Below are 20,213 nucleotides of genomic sequence, written 5' to 3'. Positions count from 1 at the left end.
CTAAAACTTTACATTAATTGGTATGATTTACTTAATTTAAGGGGGAGATTTTATGGAGCTACGTAAAACTGCGGACGGGGAAACTTTTATTATTGATTTAGAAAAAGTAAATATTGAAAAAGGTAAACAAATAAAAAAATCTATATTTCGTTTTCTAGGACTTTTCGGAATTGGAATTTCATTGATTCTATGTATTACTATAGTCGGTATAATACCTGGATTTGGTTTATTTCTAATATCATTATTGTTTTTATATGGAGCAAGACATAAACAAATGGCCGAGTGTCCAAATTGTAATCACGAACAATTTGTCTATCACAATACAGGAAATTTCATTTGTGATAAATGCAAGAAGCGAACAGTAATTGAATGGAAAAAGTAAAAAAAGCCGCCCAACAGGACGGCTCTTGTTTTTGTTAATCAAACTATTCTTTTGTTTTATTTCTTAATATAATCGTAATACCACTTCCCATCTGGTCGAGTATCCATCCACCAAGTGATTTTATCTAATTCAGTATTAGGTAATACTTCTGTTTCTAAGTACGCCACTCCAGTTAAAGGATCAGAGACAACCTTTCCTTTAATTCCACGCTCATTCATGGCGTTTAGCACTTCTGGAACCAATGAAATGCCGAAACCACCAGATTTAACATATTGATATCCAACATTGGTAACAGTTTGTTCTGGCTGCTTCTCTTCTGTAAACCAAGATAATGGTTTGCTGCCAATTAATTCGTTCAAATCACACTTTCCGATACCAGGTACATTACCTGTTTCAGTGTATTGCCAGATATCGCATGGATAAGCTGGTTTGTTACCACCATAACGTGGAATCCACACGAAGTTACTTTTTACATTCGCCATACCGAATGGCGCATACATATGATGACCAACATATAAACCGACTTTCTGAGCACCTAATCGGCGTAATTCATCGATAAATGCTTGTGTACCCGCTCTCATATCATCCATTGTTTTTACTTCTACATCAGCAACCCAAACTGTAGCGCTCTTGTCGCCGCGATTCCAGAAGTCTTGCGCTTCTTTCTTTGCGTCATTGATTGATACAAATCGACAGAAAGCATAGTTTCCGAAAGGGATACCATGTTGTTTCATAGATTGTACGTAACCTTTGTATAAAGGATCAACATAATTTGAGCCATCTTGTACACGAGCGATTACAAAATCCAAATACTGTTTTGCTACAGGCCAGTTAATATTACCGTTCCATTTTGAAATATCTACAGTGTAACCCATTATTGAACATCTCCTTTTTTATCTTCTTGTTTTTGTTTACCACCCAAAATCTCAACTGCATTTGTTAAAGCTTGTGGAAGTGGAATACCCATTCGTCCAGCATTTTCTAAAAGTGAAAGTAACTCATTACCCATGAAGAAGAAAATAGTCGCTTCACGAATTGCACTGTTACTTCCAAGTGCTGAATCTAGTTGAGCGGCCGCTCCGACCAAAAGAAAAAGCACCACCTTTTTGGCGATGCCTTTGAAACCAACTTTGCTTTTTAATTCTCCGTTGTATCCTGCTGCTATCATGCCAGTTAAATAATCAATAACTGCCATCGTTACTAAGATTTTCAATGTTGCATCCCATCCTCCTAAGAAATACCCACAGAAGCCACCAAACGTAGCTACAAATGCTTTCAGTAATAAATCAATACGATCCATCTTTTCCTCTCCTTTTTAAGCTGCAAAGCAACTTGGATCCATTCCAAATATCTCTGCAATATCTTCTTCACTTCTATCTTTTAGATAAGATTCAGTTGTGGAAATATCCGAATGGTTTGCCAACGACTTTAACTTTTCTAGTGGTACACCTTGCACTTTTAAATTATCTAATCTGCTATGACGGAAACAATGGGGATTGATTTTAAAATCCTTATCTTCTTTTTCGTTCAGCATCTTAGCGAATATCTTGCACCAATAATTAAATACACTTTTGTTTAATCGTCTTCTCTCGCCATTCTTATAAACACGCACAAACAAATCTGGAATAGTATCTTTACCTCGTTGATTTATATATAAACGAATACATTTCTGTACTCGGGGGTTGTAATATAATCTAAACTTTTTACCACGCTTACCGCGGACTACATTGGTATAATATTGTTCTGTCAGTTCCTCTTTTTGAACTTGGTAAACTTCATTTTTTCTAGCTGCACTATAATACGAAAGTGCTAAATACATAGCTAACATATATCTTTTTTGTGCTATTAACTCATCGATTAGCCATTCAATTTGTTCTTCAGTTATAAAGGTAATTTCTCTTATTGGATTTTTAGGTAATCCTCGGACCCGTGAACCAACATTAAATTCATACTCATAGTCATCATCATCAGCGCAAAATTCAAGAGCTGAACGTAATGCGCTCATTAATCCATTCACACGTGCATTTGACATTCCCATATCTTGAAAAATAATAGATAAATTCCGAATGTCTTTACGTGTTAACTCAATCAGATTTTTATTTTCGAAGTGTTGATGTATTAGAAACAAAATAATACGTAAATCCCAATTGTATTGCTGTAAAGTGCTTGCCGCTTTCCCTTGTGCTTTCTTTTCAATAAGAAAATCTTTGACTAGGTTTTTGTTTTCTTGGCTAACATGCTTTTCATAAATTGCTTGGTCTACTATTCGTTTCACACTGATCATCTCCTCAAAATAAAAAAAGAAGCGAAGTCACTCCTCTTGATCTATGAATTGAATTTTTACTCAAAGCCGTATTTTATGCAAAATAAAAAACAGCCTATAGCTGCTCTGGTTTCTTATCAATTAAATTTTGAAGTAACAGTTGTTCTAAAACTTCAATTCTACTGTTCATTTGTTTATTTTCTTCTTTTAACTCTTGAATTTCAGCATCTTTCGCTTGTTTTTCTTCTTGAAATGCCTTTATTTGAATTGCTACTGAAGAATATATTTCAGCTGCATTTCTTGTTTTTGTAACAAAACACTCAGGAGTATTTTCATCATCTGCAATCCACCCATAGTGAGTTTCTATATCGTTTGTTGTAAGAATTGGGTCCCCTTCAACACGATTCATTCGCTTCTCATATAAATCTTCTATATCTGTTTTCAAGTTGTATTGTTGGATTTGAAGTGCCATAATTTTTTCTATTGCGCTAAACTGCACGTCACGAATATTTGTCTTGTACTCACGTTTCGATGCCGTTTGGAATGCCGATGCCGTAACAGCGTTATATGCACTTCCTGACCCGTTTTTAACTTGAAGTGTTGTATATCCATCGATGATACCATTACGTAGAGTTACTGTTTGGAAACGAAGATCAGTTTCGTTATTTGGTGTCGCGACCACATCAAGCATGTTTTTACCGTTTAAATTGAAAACAATAGCAGACTGGCTATCTAACGATACGGATTTAGCTCCTCCTTTTAATGCAATTCCACCTGTTGCTTCCACCCAATAAGACCCGTTAGCGATTGTTGCGCTTAATCCAGCTGCAGATTCAAACGACATTAGGCTATCGCTTTTTAACCTTGTCGTTCCATCTTTACCTAGTGAAATGTAACTTACAAATTTAGGGTCACCATTTGCATCTTTACCTTTTACCGTACCTAGAAAACCTTGCGTTGGTTGTTGACTGAGAACAACAGAACCATCTTGAAAACCTGCATCTCCGCCTAATACAATCGTTGGTTGGAGTTGTTTTACGGAATTTGTATAGTAACCAAGATACATTCTGTTTAAATTTGATTCCATTAAGCGTATAAATTGCTTTTGAATGTGAACATAATTAGAACCATTGTCTGTACGTATAGTTGTACCTTTAAGTTCTTGTGCTTCTAAATACTTTGCTATTGTTGTTCCATCTAATTGTATTTTACCTGCACTAATTTTAACTGCTTCTGCTGTTTGATTGATAGATGAAATAATATCGCCTTTTTTGACTGTTGAATTAATTTCATTAGACATTAATGTAATAGAGCTTTCGTGCTTTTCCACCATTGCCTTACTTCCAAATTGACCGTTCGCTTCTGTTTTGGTGTATACATCATTTTTCTCTGCCTTTAAGTCAATACGGTTAGATTGCTGATTTATGCTTGTTTCAATAGTGGATACTTTAGAGTTAAAATCAGAAGTGGCCACTTTCTTGCCAATCTCACCTACAAGCTGGTCATAGTTGGCGTAATCTTTTGGATTCTCCATGAATGTAGAACGAGTAGATCCTTGTTGTAATTGCGGTTGAGATACCCAAATTGTACCGTTCTGTCTAACCCATATATCACCTTGTAAATGCGTTATCGCTACGTTAGGAGAAGTGATTTTAACAGATACTAGTATCCAAGAATTGTTTACTAATAAATCTTTAAACTCAGTTTGTACAAATGTTGCAACTGCATTTGCCCCATTAAAGAATTGAAGTTTAATCGCTCCACCATTATCAAGTGTATTCTTATCCTGGACGTATACCCAAGCGGAGAATACATAGTCACCACCATTTTGTACAGTTGGGACCTTCTGCATGATACCAGACCACTTACTAGCAGTTTGACCTGTAGCTGTAATTTTGACAGAATTGTAACCTTCATGATGCCTAGCACTCTCAGGAACTATTGTAATCCCTGAACCTGTACCTACGACGCTCCATTTCGTGGTACTTGGGGTTCTATTTGTTACAGCTCCTGTAGAAGCGTTTATTACTCGATCTTCAAATGCAGCATTAAATAGTAAGTTTGTACTTCCTAGTCCCCCTACATATTCCTGCATTTGTGTGTCAGACACTTTAGACTTGATTTGATTATTCAACTGTGTGATATCGCTTGTGTTTTGTTGAATGATCGCCCCTTGTTGCCCTTGCGTTTGGGATAACGTCGCAATGGTCTGGGAATTAGAATCTGTTGTTTGTTTAACTTGATTCAGAGTTGATTGCATTGTACCTTGATCTTGCTGTACTTTTGAGATTGTTTGAGAGTTCGTATCTAATGTTTGTTTTATCTCGTTAGTTGTTTTTGTGAAATCTGATTTAGAAGTGATTTCTTCATTAGCTGTTTGCCATGTAGTTCGTATGTTTCCTTCTTCAAACTTTGCATGGTGAGAATTAAGGTTTCCATCTATGTTCCGACCTGAGTAGTAAAAAGTAATTTTTGTAACATCTTTGTCTTTCGTTTTGAACGTTACGTATAGGGGCTCATCTTTGTATTCAACATTAAGTGATAATTTACCATCTGCCCGTATAGACTTCCACTCTTGCTCTCCATCTGCATACGTTATTGCTGTTTCTACGCCAAACCAACAATTGGTGTTAAGTTTTGTCATTTTCCCAGTAAATAAGAATGAGACAGTAAATATCTTGTTTCTATAGTTTACCTTATCCGAGACAGTCATTTGTTTATTATCTGCCCATGTTCCAGTCACATTCGGTTTGTTCAATCCCGTTTCTGAACCACTGGCCAGATTGATTGAACCTACAGAAATGTTATTTACAGTAGTTTGTAAATTTGTGATAGTATTAGTGTTTTCCTCGGCTGTCTGTTTAGCGGTATTAGCAGTTTGGGTTACTTGTTTAAGGTTATTATTTAGAGTAGTTATCTCCGTCTTCTCAGCTTTATTAATAATCTCTTTGGCTGTTCGCTCTGCAATCGTCGTTGTTTCAGTAAGTTTCTCTATATCACCTTTACGGTTAGTTTCGTATACTTGCTTTCCGATAAGGTTATTATTTACCCAATCTTTCGTATAAACGCCTTCCTTATCCGCTTTCCCTTCAAATTGTTGATTTAACCAAGTCTTATCAGGCATATCTTTTACTGTCTCTTTTAAAGTATTAATATCTTTTTCGGCATCCTTAATACTTTTTTGTAATGGAGCTGTATCCGGAACAACCGACTCCCAAGCTGTACCTGTCCATATTTTCAAGATACCAGGCTTACCGTTACTAATATCTCTCCATAACGTTTTGTTTGGTTTAAGACCTGTTGTCGGTGGATTCTTTGCTTCGATAATGTCCACCATGTTATTTTCTATGTTCTCTTTTAGTTTCTCTGAGATATCTTTAGCTACTTGAGATTCTTTAATGGCTTGCTGAGATTCTTTCTTTGCTTCTTCCGCTAACTTTTCTAGTTGTTCTAGCAATTCTTTATTAGCTTTGTTTCCTAAAGAAGCAAGAACTTTGTTATATAATTTTCTTAATTCCTCATTCGGATCAACAATCTCACGATAATCACCAAACACATATTTATCTTGTGTAGGATCAGTAAAGGACTCATCACCAGCAATAACTCGAGCTTCTAAGTACAATTTAGGTGTAAAGCCTGTATCTTTGATTTTGATTGTATCGCCTTCATTAATTAACTCGTGAGCTAATCCGAATACACGACCAATCGACTGCGCTTCAACTTCATAAGCAACAGAAGTATTAACACGTTTTTTAAGTTCTGTTTTCATGAGAGTCATTAAACGTTGCGGAGTCATATTTTGTTCTTCTGTTTCTGGAGTATAGAAACCAAATTTGTGTTTTCCGTACTCATTCCAACGCTGGAAAGCATCACTATCTGTGATATAAGGAAGACCGTTGTTTATACTCTCAACAGTAATGACTTTCTCCTCTTCACCGCGTACAAAACCAACAAGAGCTGTGCAAATGTCTCGTGAATGTTCGATACGTTTAACGCCAACCAAGTCTTTCCCAAGCTCTACTTCTTTTCCGGTTTCTCGTCCACGTTTTTCAACCATATCTACATACCAGCCGACAATCCGAGAGCCTACCACTTCTACACGATATTGAATTTCTAAATCGAATAACGAAGCGATTTTCTTTAAAAACGTAAGCGGATCTATAAATTCATCAATGGTCATGGTATGGAATCCAGCGTATTCGGTATTACCACGTTTCCACTTCATTCCCAAGAGTGCCATATCTATAAACTCATTAACCGTTTTACTCTCTATCCGTTGTGGATTTATAATTCCTGACTTAGCAATCTGGACCCAAGCGCCAGAAGAATATGTTGTAATAGATCTGTTATCGGAATTCTTTTCAGTCTCAGTAATAACATATGGAATAATACGACCATCACGTACTTCTTTTAAAACTAGATTTTGCTGTTGTAATGTAATTGCGTGTTTTGTTCTATCGAAAGTTGTAAAGTCTAGCATATCAATATTATTTTTAATTTCCCAATGACGTTTATCATCCCAATAATCTTTTGATTGGATAGCGGATATAATTTGATCTGTCTTAAAATCCACAACATGAATTATTCCGCTTGGTGTCCTCATCTAAATCGCTCCCTATACGTTACTTTGGCTGTTCCGACAGTGGAAGGCATGATTTCTAGTTTATTTAAACCCTTATGAACAACAGGATAATCACAAAATATATCTTTTAGATTAATAGCATTTTTACCGTTTATCGTTACAAGACTTCGCTCTGTATCAATGGCTACTTTGTCCCCAACATCAAAAATATAAGGAGGATTACTTTGCGTATTCATATTAACTTTCCAAATCTTTAAATCATCAATACTCATATTTTGAGAAAACATATTGTTAGAGAATTGACAGATACTAATTTGAACCTGTGCGACTTTAGCCATATTGACATTATTTTCATCTATCCACACGACAAAGCGTTCTGAGTCGTCGATTTCTGTACCATCTTTAAATCTTGAAATATAAGCTTCCCACCTATTACCTGTTCTCGCTAACCACAATCGACCGCGATATTGATTCCACGTATTCGGATGATCACCTGTTTCATTAATAAAGACTTGCCCACCCGGTTTTTTACTATTTCCAACACTAGCAAATCCACTATTCTGCTCGGCTTCCCATTGAACATCACTCATAGATATACGAGCAACATAATCGCTATTTTCGTCAAGAAGCCCAATTTCTACGCGTCCCATTTGATCCCAATGTAAGCTTCTTACTCCAACATACGCTTGCATAATAAAATCCTGTAATGGCCCTTGTGGAATATTCTTTTTGGCTATGCAACCATGCCACCCTTTTACCTGTGGATCACCTAAGTACTCCGGTATCAATCTAGAGCCACCATCTACCCTGAATTTCCCTCCACCAGTCATATCTTCTGTTTTAGGAACATTTGTCCATCCCACAGTAGTTGACATTTCATCCCACATCACACGTTGATTTCTTTCAACAGGTACTTGATCTGCTTTAAGCGGATATCCAATGCGAAAGTAATTCATTTCATTCCATACATCAAGAAATGTGGAAGGTTTCGATATTTCAACCTCTACAATTGGATTAGATTCCACACTTCCTTTATTTTGGACATTAGCTATAAGCCCTCGACCATCTAATTTAAAATCCTCTGTTTGGGTAGGTCCTAACTTATAAGGCATAGGGCAAACGAATGTTAATACACCTTTCCCTCTACTCACTAATTCATCAAGGTCTAACTCTCCATCGATTACAGCAAGATACGTTCTATCTATCTCATCGTCAAAAATGAGTTCAACAGGTTCTTCTGTAACTAACCAATTCGCTAAATCCTCTTTAAGCTTTTGCAAATCAGCCATATCTTTTTTTGCCTTAATAACAAGAGGAACGTCAATACGACGCTCCTCCGTTTCTGTATTAATAAAAAAAGCCCCTGGACGATGAGGAACTCTGACAAGATTTCTTTTAATTGGAGCCCATGAAGGGCGTTTCCTCCCTACAAGCATTTGAATATAATCTTTGCGAATATTATTAAATGTAAAGCTTAATTTACCCAAAAATATCACCGTCCTTAAAATTGCTCTTTTCGTTGTCGATCACGATCTTGAAGTTCTGTGGTATACCTATAAGTTCCACCTGCTAACTCTTTCCCATCTAAAACGTTTGTCATATTCAATGTAAGATTTAGTTCTTTTTCTTCAGGTCGTCTATTTGGGAATACCTTTTTACTAGTAGCCGAGTTATTAGGAATATTAGGCTGCATATAATTCGTTAAACCACTTACCGCATCATTCGGAACACTATAATGAGAAGTTTGGAATCCAAAATCAAAAACAGATGGCATATTTCCCATTTGCTTCTTAACGGTTCCAACTACATTTTTTGCTGCATCCACAACAAACCGTTTCCCTCGATCCATACCAACTCCAACACCTTCTGGAACCGCACTACCGACTGGAATCATTACTTTTGATGGACTGTTTATTTCAAGCGCTCCAGAAATAGTCTTTTTAATATCGTTTGCTATTCCTGCTGCTTTACTAAATAAACCTCCTGAGGCATCATCTATTCCTTTGCCAAGACCTTCTATAATCGATTTTCCAATTGAACGTAAATTTATGGTACTGAAGAATTTTTCAACTGTGTTCCACTTCTCTTCGATATCACTTTTTATCTCGTTCATTTTATCTGTAACGGCTTTTTTCTGTTCCTCAAATTTTCTCGAAACAGTATTTTTTATTTCTTCTACTTTATCGCTAGCTGATTTTTTCATATCCTCATATTTGTTGGAAACATCTGATCCCATTTCTTTCATTTTTCGAACTACGTCATCTTTCATTACTTCATACTTAGATTTCACTTGTCCAGTTTCCCAGTCAACTTGATTCACATGTTCACCAGCTTGGGTTTTAGCTTCACTTACAATTTCAGTGTGCTTATCTTTTGCTGTAGAAACTGTGCTGTCATACTGTCGTTTGGCTTCTGCAATAATTGCATTTGCCTCTTCAGCATTAATCGTTTTATTTTCATCTCGTTGTCGAATAGCCTCTGCAATTTTATCATCACGAGTTTTCTTCGCATCTGCGATGACCTTATCTCTAGTTTCAGCACTATGTTGAACAACTTCAGCTGCTTGTCTAGCTGATATCTCACTAGCTTGCACTCGCATATTTTCCAGGATAACCTTTTGTTCCATTTGGTTTTTAGACATATGTTCAACAGCAACTCTGTCCATTTCATCTTGTAGAGCTTGTAAGGATATTCGTTCTGATGTTGTTAACTCTCTATTTTCCCTAGCTGCTGTTTGTAGGATTTCTTTGATTTTATTTTCTTTTTCTTGTGTTTTAAGTTTTTCTTGCTCGTAACGTTGATTCAGTTGTTCCATCCTCTTGTTTTCTTCTTCAGAAGTTAAAACATATGAATCAGCAAAGAACTTTTTAAGTCCTTCAATTTCTTTTTGTTGTCTTGCGTTTGTTTTTTCTATAATCGTGTTAGCCAATTTGTCATACTGTCCAATGAGCTTTTGCGACTGTTCTTCTGTTATTACTTCATGGTTTAGTCTAATTTCAGTTAACTTTTGTCTAATACCATCAGATAACTTGAAATACTCACTAAGAACTTTCTTTGTGGAGGAACTAACTTTTCCTTCTGTATTCGTAGCAAAGCGATCTACTGAAGCAATACTATCTTCAGTTGCTTTTTGATATGCTTTATATGCGACAACTCCAGTTCCAATGAGAGCGGCTGCTATCAATCCGACCGGACCAAGTAATAAACTTATTGCACCACCTAAGAATCCAACTGCAGCACTAGCAAGACCTGCAGCACCACCAACAATTCCTAATGATGTTGCTAATGCTCCAATCCCTGACATGATCATTCCAACCGCTGCTAAAACTACACCTATTACTGTAGCCACCGCTGTTAATGCAAGAACAATACCAGCTGTAATTGAAATAGCTTTTTGTACCGGACCTGGCAATGCGTTAAATCCATCCACAAGCTTTTGCAATCCAGCAACAAAAGCACTAACCACAGGGGCAAGCGCATCACCAATTGTCTTTTTCATTGTGTCGAACGCTCCACTTAGCTGTTCAATACGACCTTTCAAAGTGTTCATTTTCGTTTCAGCTGTTTCTAAAGCTGTGACTTTAGACATCTCGGTATACATTTTATTTACACCTTGTGAGCCTTCATTAAACAAAATCGTTGCGCCACGAACTGCATCTGAACCAAATAATGTCTCTAAAGCCATACTACGTTGTTGGTCTGTTAAATCTTTCATGGATTCATGAAGAATTCCAGATATGTTTTCTAAACTTTGAATATGACCCTCTTGATCATAGAATTTCGATGATAAGAAAGCGGAGCTAGTTGCTAACTCACGGAATGTAGTATCACACTTATCATTCCATTTCTTTACACCTTCAGTTTTCATTACATATTTTTCTAATGCAACTTCAATATCTCCCACACTTCTAGATGCTGGTGTGATTCCGTTTTTAACCAAGAAATCAAATCCAGCCTGCGCATTATAAGTGATAAGACCCAAATCTGCCATCTTGTTATACGCTTCTTTAGTTGAAGGATTTAACCTCATAAGCATTGTTTTTAGTGAAGTACCTGCATCAGAACCTTTTAATCCATTCTGTGCAAATACCGCTAAAGCTGTTGCTGTATCTTTAAATGTCATACCAGCCCCTGCTGCAACTGCTGCGGTTGCTGATAAACCATATTTCAGTTCATGTACATCAGTAGCTGAAGCGTTAGCGGCTCCTGCAAGTAAGTTGGCGGCATCTGTAACACTTAAACCATCTCTTTTAAATGCATTCAAAGCGGTTGAAGCGATTTCTGCTGCTTCTCCTAGTTCTAGTTCACCAGCCGCCGCTAGGTTTAGAGCTCCTTCTAATCCACCATTGATGATGTCTGTTAAACCAACACCGGCTTTTATTAATTCTTCAATCCCTTTTCCAGCTTCTACAGAAGAATATTTCGTGTCTTCCCCATATTTAACAGCTAATTCGGAGAGTTTACCCATTTCTTGTCCTGTCGCACCAGACACCGCTTTTATGTTAGCCATCTGTTGTTCAAAATTCATTGATTCTTCCACAGCTGATTTTAGACCTCGGCCAATTGCATAAGTCATACCACCAAATACCATACCGATTTGCATGCCAGCATTTTGTAGGTGGTTTCCCATTGCCTCCATACGATTCCCAAAGTTCAATAGACGATTTCCTTGCTGATCCAATTCATGATTTGCCTGTTGTAATTGTGATTCGAATCGATTTAATTCACTTGTGGCTCGATGAATTTGTTCAGCATATCGTTGCGCTGACTGGCTTGCTTCACCTTCTTCTGTTTTAGCACGGTTATAGGCTTGTTGAAGTTCCCTAATTTTTTCTTTTTGTTTATCTACCGTACGAGACAAAACATCAACTTTAGCTCTTGTTTGTTCAGTCGCATTAGAAAAACCGCCCATGCCTGTTGTAATAGACTGAAATTCAGCCTGTAGAGATTTTAAAGAATTATTTAATTTATCCATCCCTTTTTGTTCAGCTTGCTTATTTACTTGCTTTAATTCATTTTCAAATCTATTTAAATCAGCAACAGCTTTATTAACTTGTGAAGCGTATCGCTGAGTTGCTGCATCATTCTCACCTAATTTAGCCTTATTTTGATCATATGCTTGCCGTAACGCTTTAACTTTCTCTTTTTGTGCGTCAATGAGCCTACTTAGAGTATCCATTTTCGCTTGTGTTTGTTGGCTAGCACTAGCGAAACCGCCCATCCCTGTACTTACAGATTTCAATTCGCTCTGTAGTGTCCTTACCGCACGTCCTGAATTTGCTATACCTTGACGGAAATTTACATTATCAAGGGAAAGCTTAACTACCAAATTATTCATTTCATTTGCCAATGTCTCACCCCCTCGTTAGATAATGTTTTCAGCTGGAACTTCTATTTCATTTGAATTTTGATTTTCACTATTTGAATTACCTTGTTCACGATGCTTTCGATTTAGCCTTAAATAATGCCAAATATCCATTTCGTTATCGATATGATGATGTTTATATCCTTGACGTAATAAAGAGAGGTAGAGCTCGTCCATAAACTCACTGAACGTTATCCCTCCCCCCTCTACGCGTTTGGGTTTTCTTCTTCTCCAGTTCCAGGTGTACCACTAGCTGCTTCCACAGTTTCATTGATAACAGTGTTAATTACCTCTGAAGTTGTCGATAAAAACTTACGAGCATCCACACCATCCCAATATTGATCTAACGTAAATTGTTCATCGAAAACATTCACTGCAAATTGAACCATTTTATCCATATCCTCTGGACCAGGATTATTTGGAATGTCAGCAAGCTCAGGTGCTTGACGGATTAAACGAGCTGGAATGAACCCCGGTAAATTAAAAGTTTTATTTTCCTTATTGATTCGTAATGTTAGTTTCATAGTTTATTCCTCCTTAATTAATAAAAAAGAGAGAGCTTTTGCTCCCTCTTATTGACCTGATGGTGGTTGAGTAACTGCTTTTTCGTATACCTTTTTAAACCAGTTATCTCCGATAGCTTTTGTAAATGTAGGTTCATCAGCATCAGCCGTGAATTTGGGTCTGTCATCAAAATCACGCTCAATGAATGACCCTTTAAGTTTTGTTGTTTGGAAGTTAGGCTTGTCTTTTTTCGTTTCGGCTTCTTCTTCCTCTTGTGAAAGTTTTCCTTTAAGTAACCAAACATAACGATACTTACCGTTAGCCTTTAAAAAACGGTATCCAATCGCTAAATATGGTTTTTCTCCCTCCCGTTTCTCGTCTAATACACCATCCTTAACTTCTGGATATCCTTCAATATCTGCTTTCGTGGATAGTGAAAGTCCTCGAACTTCAATTTCAACTTCGACTTCACCGTCAGACTCAGCGATTTCTGATTTCTTGTTATCGCTCCACATAATCTCAGAAGCTACCTTTTTAGATGTTTTAACCTTTACGGCACCTTCCATTTTCTTCACGTCTGAATACGAAACTCCTGTCGCATCATCTTTTAATATTTTTGAATATACAAGACTATCTACACCGACAGTCGAACTAATTGTAACAATCTCTCCAGCCATCTATAACTCCACTCCTTTCGCGAATCGCATCGCGTAATGATAAATTTGTGTATCATCTTCATATAGATCAGCAACCGCATAACGTGAGAAACCAATGCTTTTCATGACTTCATTCACTTTTTTATGGATTGCTGTTGTACTACCTTTTGACCAAATATCGATTTGGAATAAGATTTCACTTTCAATTTCTTCATTATCCGCAAAGCCATCTGGCCTATTGTCTAATTCGAAAAATGTAATCCGTGGAAACTCTTCTGCGTTTTTGGCTTTACGATAATAAACACGCTTGCCACCCAATAAAGAAACAAGCTCCTGATTATTCTCAAGAACTTGTAAAATATCCGGGCGTAAATTTATCACAGGTTTAGCCTCATTTCATTTTTTAAAATATCTGTCATAGCACGAATTGCGGCTTCCTTTGAAGAATTAAAACCTGGTTCTATAAATGGTTCAGCTGGCATTTTTGACGTTCCCCATTCATGAAACTTTAAATAGAACCACGGGGAACGATCTGCTTTATCGATTCCGATTTTAACTGTTTTAATACCACCTTCAAGTTTAGCTTTCGTAACTTTTATATGATCAGCACCATGTTGGCCAGTACGCCACGGTTCACTTTTAGACGGTTTCTTAGGACTATCACTTCTTGGTGCTCGCTCGGCAATCGCTTTTCGAATAGGTTCGCCGCCTGCTGCAAGAGCTTTATCTTCAATCTTTTCTCCACGTAATCCCATTTGTTCTAATTCGGAGACTAAACGGTCAAATCCTAAGAAATCAACACCATTAGCCATTCATTCCACCACGCTTCCACATGATTGATAACGTGTGTTTTTCAGTTGGAATAACTGAAACAATGTCATAAATCGTGTTCTTATATTTGATTTTCATATCAGCATTCATACCATCACGGTATCGAATTTCTGTTTCACCTTGCACTTCACTGTTGGCTGCTGCCGCCTCAAAGTATTTTCTGCCCTTTAAAAAAATGAAAGAACCCCATACAGTAAAAGAATCTTTATAACCATCTATTGGTTCACCGTCTGGGCCCTTTGCATCTTCATCTTTTATTTGAAATACAAGACGTTTATCTAATTTCCCTGGATTCATTTGGAATCACCTACACAATATTGCAATTGAACTAATATTGACTGCAAACTAAATGCTAGTTGTTCAGCTTTTCCAACTGCTTCACGGTTTTCATGCCAATGAGCAATTAAAATGCGAGCCGCTAGTTTAGCAAGCTCGCTCTTTAAATCTACATTTTTACTTGTTGCATTCTTAATATATATTTCAGCTGCTTCTATGAAGGATGTAATGAGCATGTCCTCTTCATTACCATCCACACGAACATACCTTTTTGCTTCTTCTAATGTCAGTACCAAGAAGGACACCTCCTATATCATTAAGCTCCAGGTTTCGCCACAACTGTAATTTGTCCATATACAACCGCTTCTGTATCCCATGGTGTAACATCTTCACGCTCAATTGCTCGGAACTCAGAAGTATTTGTTCTCCAAGCGTTTCCACCTTCTGTAGTCATATCGATAGATAATTGTTTTCTATCCCAAAGAATAATGGCTTCTTTTAAATTACCAACAATGAAAGGCGCTTTTCCATCTTTATCTGTAGCAATTGTCTTATTTGATAAAGGAATAACCGGTTTTCCTGACAATAACTTACGAGTTGGATTTGTTGGATCTGGTTGAAGAAGTGGACGGCCATCTTTATCTTCTAATTGATCTAAGTAATTGAATCCATCTTGGTTTGTGAAAATATTAGCTCCATCTGCAAAAGCCGGGTCTAATGTAACATTTAATGCTGTTTTAATGCCTTTATAATCCTTAAAATCAACCTTTGTCAATTTGTTAAGTTCTTGCAAAATTAGATAGTTACGAGTAGCAATAGATTTCTTCGCGATCCATTGACGTAAATATTCTTCTAAAGCTTGATCAGTATCATCTAATAAATCATTCGGTACTGGTAAGAATCCTGCATAATCTTCAATAGCGTAAGATAATCGTTCGAATTCAGGAGAAGCAATTTCTTGCATTGCATTCGGTTTACCATACTCAGATAACGGAGCAAATGGTGTTGATGCCGCTCGTTTTTCTAATGTACGAGATCCCTTATTTGTTGAAACAGGCTGCACATTTACATATTGCTCTAAGTTATCAACCGTTTGTTTTAGTTGATTAATAGTTGTAGTAATGTCCTCTGGAACAATATACCCACCATCTTTTCCTGCATTCTCAGATAATGCTGCTTTATATTCATCCATAACACTTGCTTCTTCACGACTTAAATTTTGACCACGGATAGCTTTCATAAATACTTCTTTGTAAGATGGATCTTCATTGTTAACTGATGCTGGAGGTAACGCTCCTGTTTGTGAATTTACAGGTTCAGGAACTTGGATTTGTTTCATTGCTAAATAGTTATCTAGTTCATTTTTTGCGTTTTTCGCTTCCTCAATTTTTGCTTTTGCATCTTCATATTTACCACTGTTATTAAACTCTTCTGCCTTCGCTTTTAAATCAGCAACCCTCTGACGTAATTCTTGTTCATGTTTATCCATTCGGTATTTCCCCCTTGTTTTGGCACAAAAAATAGACCTATAGTTCTAAAAGGTCTAGTGCATTTTGTATTTTTAATTGTTCATTATTATCCTTCTTTGGAATAGAAGGAGCTTTTGCTACTATTTTACTTGGTGTTTTTTGATATTTATCAAAGTAATCACTCATACATGCTGCGACTTCTTTTGCTTCCACAACTTCGATGTTGAAGTATTTTTCAGCTTGTTCACCACTTAACCAGGTCTCTGCATCTACTAATTGCTGTATTTCTTCAATTTCAATACCTTCTTTTAAGTTTTCCTTATATACATTCATAATTCCAGACTCAATGTTATCCAGGTCTTCTGCTGCTTTTCGGAAATCAATTGCATTTCCAGCTGCATAAGTCCAAGGTTTATGAATCATTAAGAAAGCATTAGAAGGGACAACAACACGATCACCAGCTAGGGCGATTACAGAAGCGATGGAAGCTGCAACACCGTCCACATAAACAGTTTTTTGAGCCTTATTTCGCTTTAACATATTATAAATAGCTAAACCAGCAAATACTGAACCCCCACCGCTATTTACATAGATATTAAGGTTACTTTTATCATCCAATTGCCCTAGTATATTTTTCACGTCATCAGGCATAATATCTGAATCGTCCCATTTCCATCCCGAATTATTGATGATGTCACCATAAATGTACAAGTCAGCTGACGAATTTGTTTGATTTTTGATAGTAAAAACGTCTTTAATTGTCCTCACCTCCTTTCTGAGAAGCACCAGCTTTCGCTAGTTGATAATCATCTGCAATTTCAATCGATACATGGTTTAAATCTACTCGGCTCTTATCACCTAACTCGCCGATACCGTCCATATCTTCTAGTTCTAAAACTTTATTTATAGAAAACACACCTCTATCTAACATAATGTTATAGAACTCGGCTCTTGATTTTTGATCTGCTCTTAATAAGCTTGCTAAATTGAATTTCAGATAATAACGTTTTTGTTCATTAAAAGAAAATGCTTTATAGGAAAACTCTTCTTCATACTGTATAAGTATCGGGCTCAATGTATTTTGAATAAAATCAAGTGCCTGTTGCTCAATATTTGAAAAGGTCGCACGATCTAACTCATTAATCATGTGCAATGGAATGTTGAAAATATTCGCAATTTCAGCTTTATCGAACTTCATACCTTCAATAAATTGAGCATCTTTTAAAGGCATTCCAACTTTTTCAAATTCTAATCCAGCATCCAAAATCGCTATCCTTTGAGCATTATTTAAACCTGTATTTGCTTCTTCCCAAGCATCACGGAGCACATCTTTTGCTTCTTTACCAAGTGCTTGTTGAGTTTTTAATAAACCACTATGGGCGGCCCCATTCGTATAAAATTTACCCTTAAACTTTTGAGCTGCCTGTGAGCTACCTATAGACTCCCTTGCAATTTGAATAGGTGGTTTTCCCTTCAATCCATCAGTAGACAATGTAGTAAGATGAATAATATCATCATCAGGTATTTTTACATATGTACCGTTTGGTAAACTAGTAAAATACCATAATTTATTCGTATTTAAATCCAAAGTGGGAGTAGTAACCGCTGGGTTCAATACCCATAATTCTTTCGGTCTGCCATCCACACCCCAATGAATATTGATGTAAGCATTTCCCCATGTATTACGATGTGTTTCGATTAAATGTTTGAATTTAAATGGGCTTTGGTAAGGATTTGGCCGTCTTTCTAAAACAAACGACACTTGGTGCATCTTATCTCGTTCTCTTCCCTTTGATGTCTTTCTAAAAACCTGAAAAGGAAGCATCGCAACACTGTTTGCAAGGATGTTAATGCATCGATATACTGTCGGAACACCTAAAGATGATTCTACTGTAACCTTTTCACCACTTGCGGCTTGATAACCAAATAGACTTTTAAACCAGGGGGAAGGATTTTTTAAATCTGTCACATCCTGATTTCTAAATAACTGCCGAAAAATCAAAAGTTTCACCTCCTTTCTATCTTCTTATCATCACCACCCCCAGAATTGTGAGAATGAGTCCTAGTAAATACCATCCGTAAATCGGATTAATAAAAAAAGTCGTCCCAACAATAATGGACAACCCCAAAATAAGTAAAATATCTTCTAAAATACTGATAAAGAACATTAAAAACCGCATGTAATTCCTCCTAGAATGAGAAATCTTGACTTAAAATATATGAATTTAAGTCCATCTCACCAGAATTGAGTATACAACGAACATGTGAGTTTATTACAGCCGCAATCGGATCAATTCTTTCTGTTGCTTTTGACTTGTCCAACATAATGTTTTCATTAGCATCCTGCCTCGTTATAGCATTACTAGTTGCCCAATTTAATACAGGGTTGTTATTGTGGATGACTTTCTTTAGATACACTTGTTCTCTAAAATCTTTTGTAGGGCCTGATAAAGTCGCCATTCCTTGGCGTATCTCTATCATCGTATAGCCTTCAGCTTCCATATCTTGCATAAACTGTGTTGCATTCCATGGATCAGCACATATTTCTTTAATTTTGAACTTATTCTCTTTCTCCATGTTTCTAATATGTGTTTTGATAAATTCATAATCAACTACTGCACCAGGCGTTGTCGTGATCCATTTTTGTTGTACCCACAGATCATAAGGAACTTTATCCGTTTGTCTCTTCTCAGCTAAGGTATCTTCCGGCATAAAGCTATGACTTAAAACAATATACTTATCATCCTTCTTGAACTCAAATGAAATGCTCGTTAAGTCAATTTTGGCTGATAAGTCGACTCCTACTGTACATTCCAAACCTTTTAATTCAGATAATTCAACAGTTCCATCACAATCTTTCCACTTTTTCATATCCATGTAGCCATTTTCCTTCATATCAACCCATCGATTCATATTTTTAGTAAGGAAATTCCGCATTTTCTCTGGCACATCTAATGCTGATTGTAACTCTCCTTTTAAAAAAGAGCACCCTTCTTCATAACTACATAAAATAGGATTTGCCTTCTCCCATACATTTTGGTTTGTAATTTCATCATCCTTATCTAATTCATTGACCATTACAAAGTATTCTTCATTTTCAATATCAATATTTGGATCTAGAATTTTAGAAACATATTGATATTCCACACGATAGCAAGGGTTACTCAAATTAAATCCTGCTGTCGTAATAATCATCATTAATGGATTAGGACGAGCTCCCGAACCAGATACAAGAACATCATATATTTCAGAAGTAGGATGTGCATGGTATTCATCGATAATACCGCACTGAACATTCAATCCATCACCAGATTTACCAGCATCTTTTGAAAGTGCGGAAATAAAAGAATTTGTCTTTAAGTGTTCAATTTTCCCATAAGCAATATTAAATTTATCTTTTAGATCGTCACACCCATTCATTTGGGCCTTAATCTCATTCCAAACAATTTTACTTTGCTCTGTTTTTGTGGCACCAACATATACTTCAGACATATTCTCACCAAGGGCCATTGCTTCATATGAGCCAACGCACGCTAAAGATTGTGACTTTGCATTTTTACGTCCTACTTGCCAATATGCTTTTTTGAATCTTCTTAATCCTGTATTTCGGTGAACCCATCCATAAATATTACTAAAAACAAAGATTTGTATAGAATGCGGTTCAATTCTTTGTCCAGCCAGTTTCCCTTTTGTATGTTTAAATAAAGACATCCATTTTAAAAAACGAAGTGCCTTTTCTTCATTGAAAACATAAGGGAAATCTTCAGAACCTTCACGCTCAATATCTCTTAAAAATCGTTTGCAAGATTGTTTATGTTTCTGACAGGCAATGACCTCACCACTTAGTACATCATCACAATAGTCCAACATCCATTGTCTAATCAT

At 36.5% G+C, this 20,213-nt stretch carries 19 protein-coding genes; 1 reads left to right on the top strand and 18 read right to left on the bottom strand.

Features of this window, described 5'->3' with window-relative positions:
* Positions 1 to 52: 52 nt before the first annotated feature.
* Entirely contained in the window at positions 53 to 382 is a 330-nt protein-coding gene (locus MKX66_RS00095) for a TFIIB-type zinc ribbon-containing protein (RefSeq protein ID WP_078204494.1), read from the top strand.
* Between the two features lie 56 nt (positions 383 to 438).
* On the opposite strand, the gene MKX66_RS00090 is transcribed toward MKX66_RS00095, so the two are convergent.
* The 18 genes from MKX66_RS00090 to MKX66_RS00005 form a co-directional block, all read right to left on the bottom strand.
* Positions 439 to 1,257, bottom strand: a complete 819-nt coding sequence (locus tag MKX66_RS00090) for a GH25 family lysozyme (RefSeq protein WP_341085263.1) — start codon at positions 1,255 to 1,257, stop codon at positions 439 to 441.
* Positions 1,257 to 1,682: a phage holin family protein gene (locus MKX66_RS00085; protein ID WP_341085261.1), complete on the bottom strand. Its 426-nt coding sequence runs from the start codon at positions 1,680 to 1,682 to the stop codon at positions 1,257 to 1,259. Before MKX66_RS00085 ends, MKX66_RS00090 begins: the two co-directional genes overlap by 1 nt.
* 15 nt (positions 1,683 to 1,697) lie before the next feature.
* On the bottom strand, positions 1,698 to 2,657 hold the full coding sequence (locus tag MKX66_RS00080) for a tyrosine-type recombinase/integrase (protein WP_078204490.1): 960 nt from the start codon (positions 2,655 to 2,657) through the stop codon (positions 1,698 to 1,700).
* A gap of 103 nt (positions 2,658 to 2,760) precedes the next feature.
* The gene (locus MKX66_RS00075) at positions 2,761 to 7,248 is read right to left on the bottom strand and encodes a phage tail spike protein (protein WP_341085260.1); all 4,488 of its coding nucleotides are present in this window, start codon (positions 7,246 to 7,248) and stop codon (positions 2,761 to 2,763) included.
* Complete coding sequence (locus MKX66_RS00070) at positions 7,245 to 8,714, bottom strand: distal tail protein Dit (RefSeq protein ID WP_341085259.1); 1,470 nt, start codon at positions 8,712 to 8,714, stop codon at positions 7,245 to 7,247. Before MKX66_RS00070 ends, MKX66_RS00075 begins: the two co-directional genes overlap by 4 nt.
* 14 nt (positions 8,715 to 8,728) lie before the next feature.
* The gene (locus MKX66_RS00065; RefSeq protein WP_341085257.1) at positions 8,729 to 12,577 is read right to left on the bottom strand and encodes a phage tail tape measure protein; all 3,849 of its coding nucleotides are present in this window, start codon (positions 12,575 to 12,577) and stop codon (positions 8,729 to 8,731) included.
* Positions 12,578 to 12,592: 15 nt separating this feature from the next.
* Positions 12,593 to 12,769, bottom strand: a complete 177-nt coding sequence (locus tag MKX66_RS00060) for a hypothetical protein (protein WP_157404892.1) — start codon at positions 12,767 to 12,769, stop codon at positions 12,593 to 12,595.
* Positions 12,770 to 12,798: 29 nt separating this feature from the next.
* A complete protein-coding gene (gene gpG / locus MKX66_RS00055) occupies positions 12,799 to 13,116 on the bottom strand; it encodes a phage tail assembly chaperone G (protein WP_215559945.1) in 318 nt (105 codons plus the stop codon).
* Positions 13,117 to 13,164: 48 nt separating this feature from the next.
* The gene (locus MKX66_RS00050) at positions 13,165 to 13,773 is read right to left on the bottom strand and encodes a major tail protein (RefSeq protein ID WP_085308818.1); all 609 of its coding nucleotides are present in this window, start codon (positions 13,771 to 13,773) and stop codon (positions 13,165 to 13,167) included.
* Positions 13,774 to 14,133, bottom strand: a complete 360-nt coding sequence (gp17, locus tag MKX66_RS00045) for a tail completion protein gp17 (RefSeq protein ID WP_147740089.1) — start codon at positions 14,131 to 14,133, stop codon at positions 13,774 to 13,776.
* A complete protein-coding gene (locus MKX66_RS00040) occupies positions 14,130 to 14,564 on the bottom strand; it encodes an HK97-gp10 family putative phage morphogenesis protein (RefSeq protein WP_050000547.1) in 435 nt (144 codons plus the stop codon). The genes gp17 and MKX66_RS00040 overlap by 4 nt, the downstream gene beginning before the upstream one ends.
* Positions 14,557 to 14,880, bottom strand: coding sequence for a phage head closure protein (locus MKX66_RS00035; protein WP_078206877.1), 324 nt, complete (start codon positions 14,878 to 14,880; stop codon positions 14,557 to 14,559). Before MKX66_RS00035 ends, MKX66_RS00040 begins: the two co-directional genes overlap by 8 nt.
* On the bottom strand, positions 14,877 to 15,155 hold the full coding sequence (locus MKX66_RS00030; RefSeq protein WP_098649157.1) for a head-tail connector protein: 279 nt from the start codon (positions 15,153 to 15,155) through the stop codon (positions 14,877 to 14,879). Before MKX66_RS00030 ends, MKX66_RS00035 begins: the two co-directional genes overlap by 4 nt.
* 20 nt (positions 15,156 to 15,175) lie before the next feature.
* Complete coding sequence (locus MKX66_RS00025) at positions 15,176 to 16,348, bottom strand: phage major capsid protein (protein WP_341085253.1); 1,173 nt, start codon at positions 16,346 to 16,348, stop codon at positions 15,176 to 15,178.
* A gap of 37 nt (positions 16,349 to 16,385) precedes the next feature.
* Positions 16,386 to 17,096: a head maturation protease, ClpP-related gene (locus tag MKX66_RS00020; protein WP_341085251.1), complete on the bottom strand. Its 711-nt coding sequence runs from the start codon at positions 17,094 to 17,096 to the stop codon at positions 16,386 to 16,388.
* On the bottom strand, positions 17,083 to 18,330 hold the full coding sequence (locus tag MKX66_RS00015) for a phage portal protein (protein ID WP_341085249.1): 1,248 nt from the start codon (positions 18,328 to 18,330) through the stop codon (positions 17,083 to 17,085). Before MKX66_RS00015 ends, MKX66_RS00020 begins: the two co-directional genes overlap by 14 nt.
* Before the next feature lie 16 nt (positions 18,331 to 18,346).
* Positions 18,347 to 18,508 carry a hypothetical protein gene (locus MKX66_RS00010; RefSeq protein WP_341085248.1) on the bottom strand — a complete coding sequence of 54 codons (162 nt, stop codon included), beginning with the start codon at positions 18,506 to 18,508 and terminating at the stop codon, positions 18,347 to 18,349.
* A 10-nt stretch (positions 18,509 to 18,518) separates the two neighbouring features.
* Positions 18,519 to 20,213: terminase large subunit (locus MKX66_RS00005; RefSeq protein ID WP_215596152.1), on the bottom strand; the 1,695-nt coding region annotated here is incomplete at its 5' end.

The organism is Bacillus sp. FSL R9-9530 (assembly GCF_038008145.1).
In the GTDB taxonomy this organism is placed as follows: Bacteria; Bacillota; Bacilli; order Bacillales; family Bacillaceae_G; genus Bacillus_A; species Bacillus_A mycoides.
Note: the sequence above shows the minus strand (reverse complement) of the source record. Positions and strands in the feature narration are given on the sequence as shown.

What these genes read in the sequence shown, in the direction of transcription:
- MKX66_RS00095 (WP_078204494.1), top strand. Translation starts at nt 53, where the DNA reads ATGGAGCTACGTAAAACTGCGGACGGGGAAACTTTTATTATTGATTTA.
- MKX66_RS00090 (WP_341085263.1), bottom strand. Translation starts at nt 1,257, where the DNA reads ATGGGTTACACTGTAGATATTTCAAAATGGAACGGTAATATTAACTGG.
- MKX66_RS00085 (WP_341085261.1), bottom strand. Translation starts at nt 1,682, where the DNA reads ATGGATCGTATTGATTTATTACTGAAAGCATTTGTAGCTACGTTTGGT.
- MKX66_RS00075 (WP_341085260.1), bottom strand. Translation starts at nt 7,248, where the DNA reads ATGAGGACACCAAGCGGAATAATTCATGTTGTGGATTTTAAGACAGAT.
- MKX66_RS00060 (WP_157404892.1), bottom strand. Translation starts at nt 12,769, where the DNA reads ATGGACGAGCTCTACCTCTCTTTATTACGTCAAGGATATAAACATCAT.
- gpG (WP_215559945.1), bottom strand. Translation starts at nt 13,116, where the DNA reads ATGAAACTAACATTACGAATCAATAAGGAAAATAAAACTTTTAATTTA.
- MKX66_RS00050 (WP_085308818.1), bottom strand. Translation starts at nt 13,773, where the DNA reads ATGGCTGGAGAGATTGTTACAATTAGTTCGACTGTCGGTGTAGATAGT.
- MKX66_RS00040 (WP_050000547.1), bottom strand. Translation starts at nt 14,564, where the DNA reads ATGGCTAATGGTGTTGATTTCTTAGGATTTGACCGTTTAGTCTCCGAA.
- MKX66_RS00035 (WP_078206877.1), bottom strand. Translation starts at nt 14,880, where the DNA reads ATGAATCCAGGGAAATTAGATAAACGTCTTGTATTTCAAATAAAAGAT.
- MKX66_RS00025 (WP_341085253.1), bottom strand. Translation starts at nt 16,348, where the DNA reads ATGGATAAACATGAACAAGAATTACGTCAGAGGGTTGCTGATTTAAAA.
- MKX66_RS00010 (WP_341085248.1), bottom strand. Translation starts at nt 18,508, where the DNA reads ATGCGGTTTTTAATGTTCTTTATCAGTATTTTAGAAGATATTTTACTT.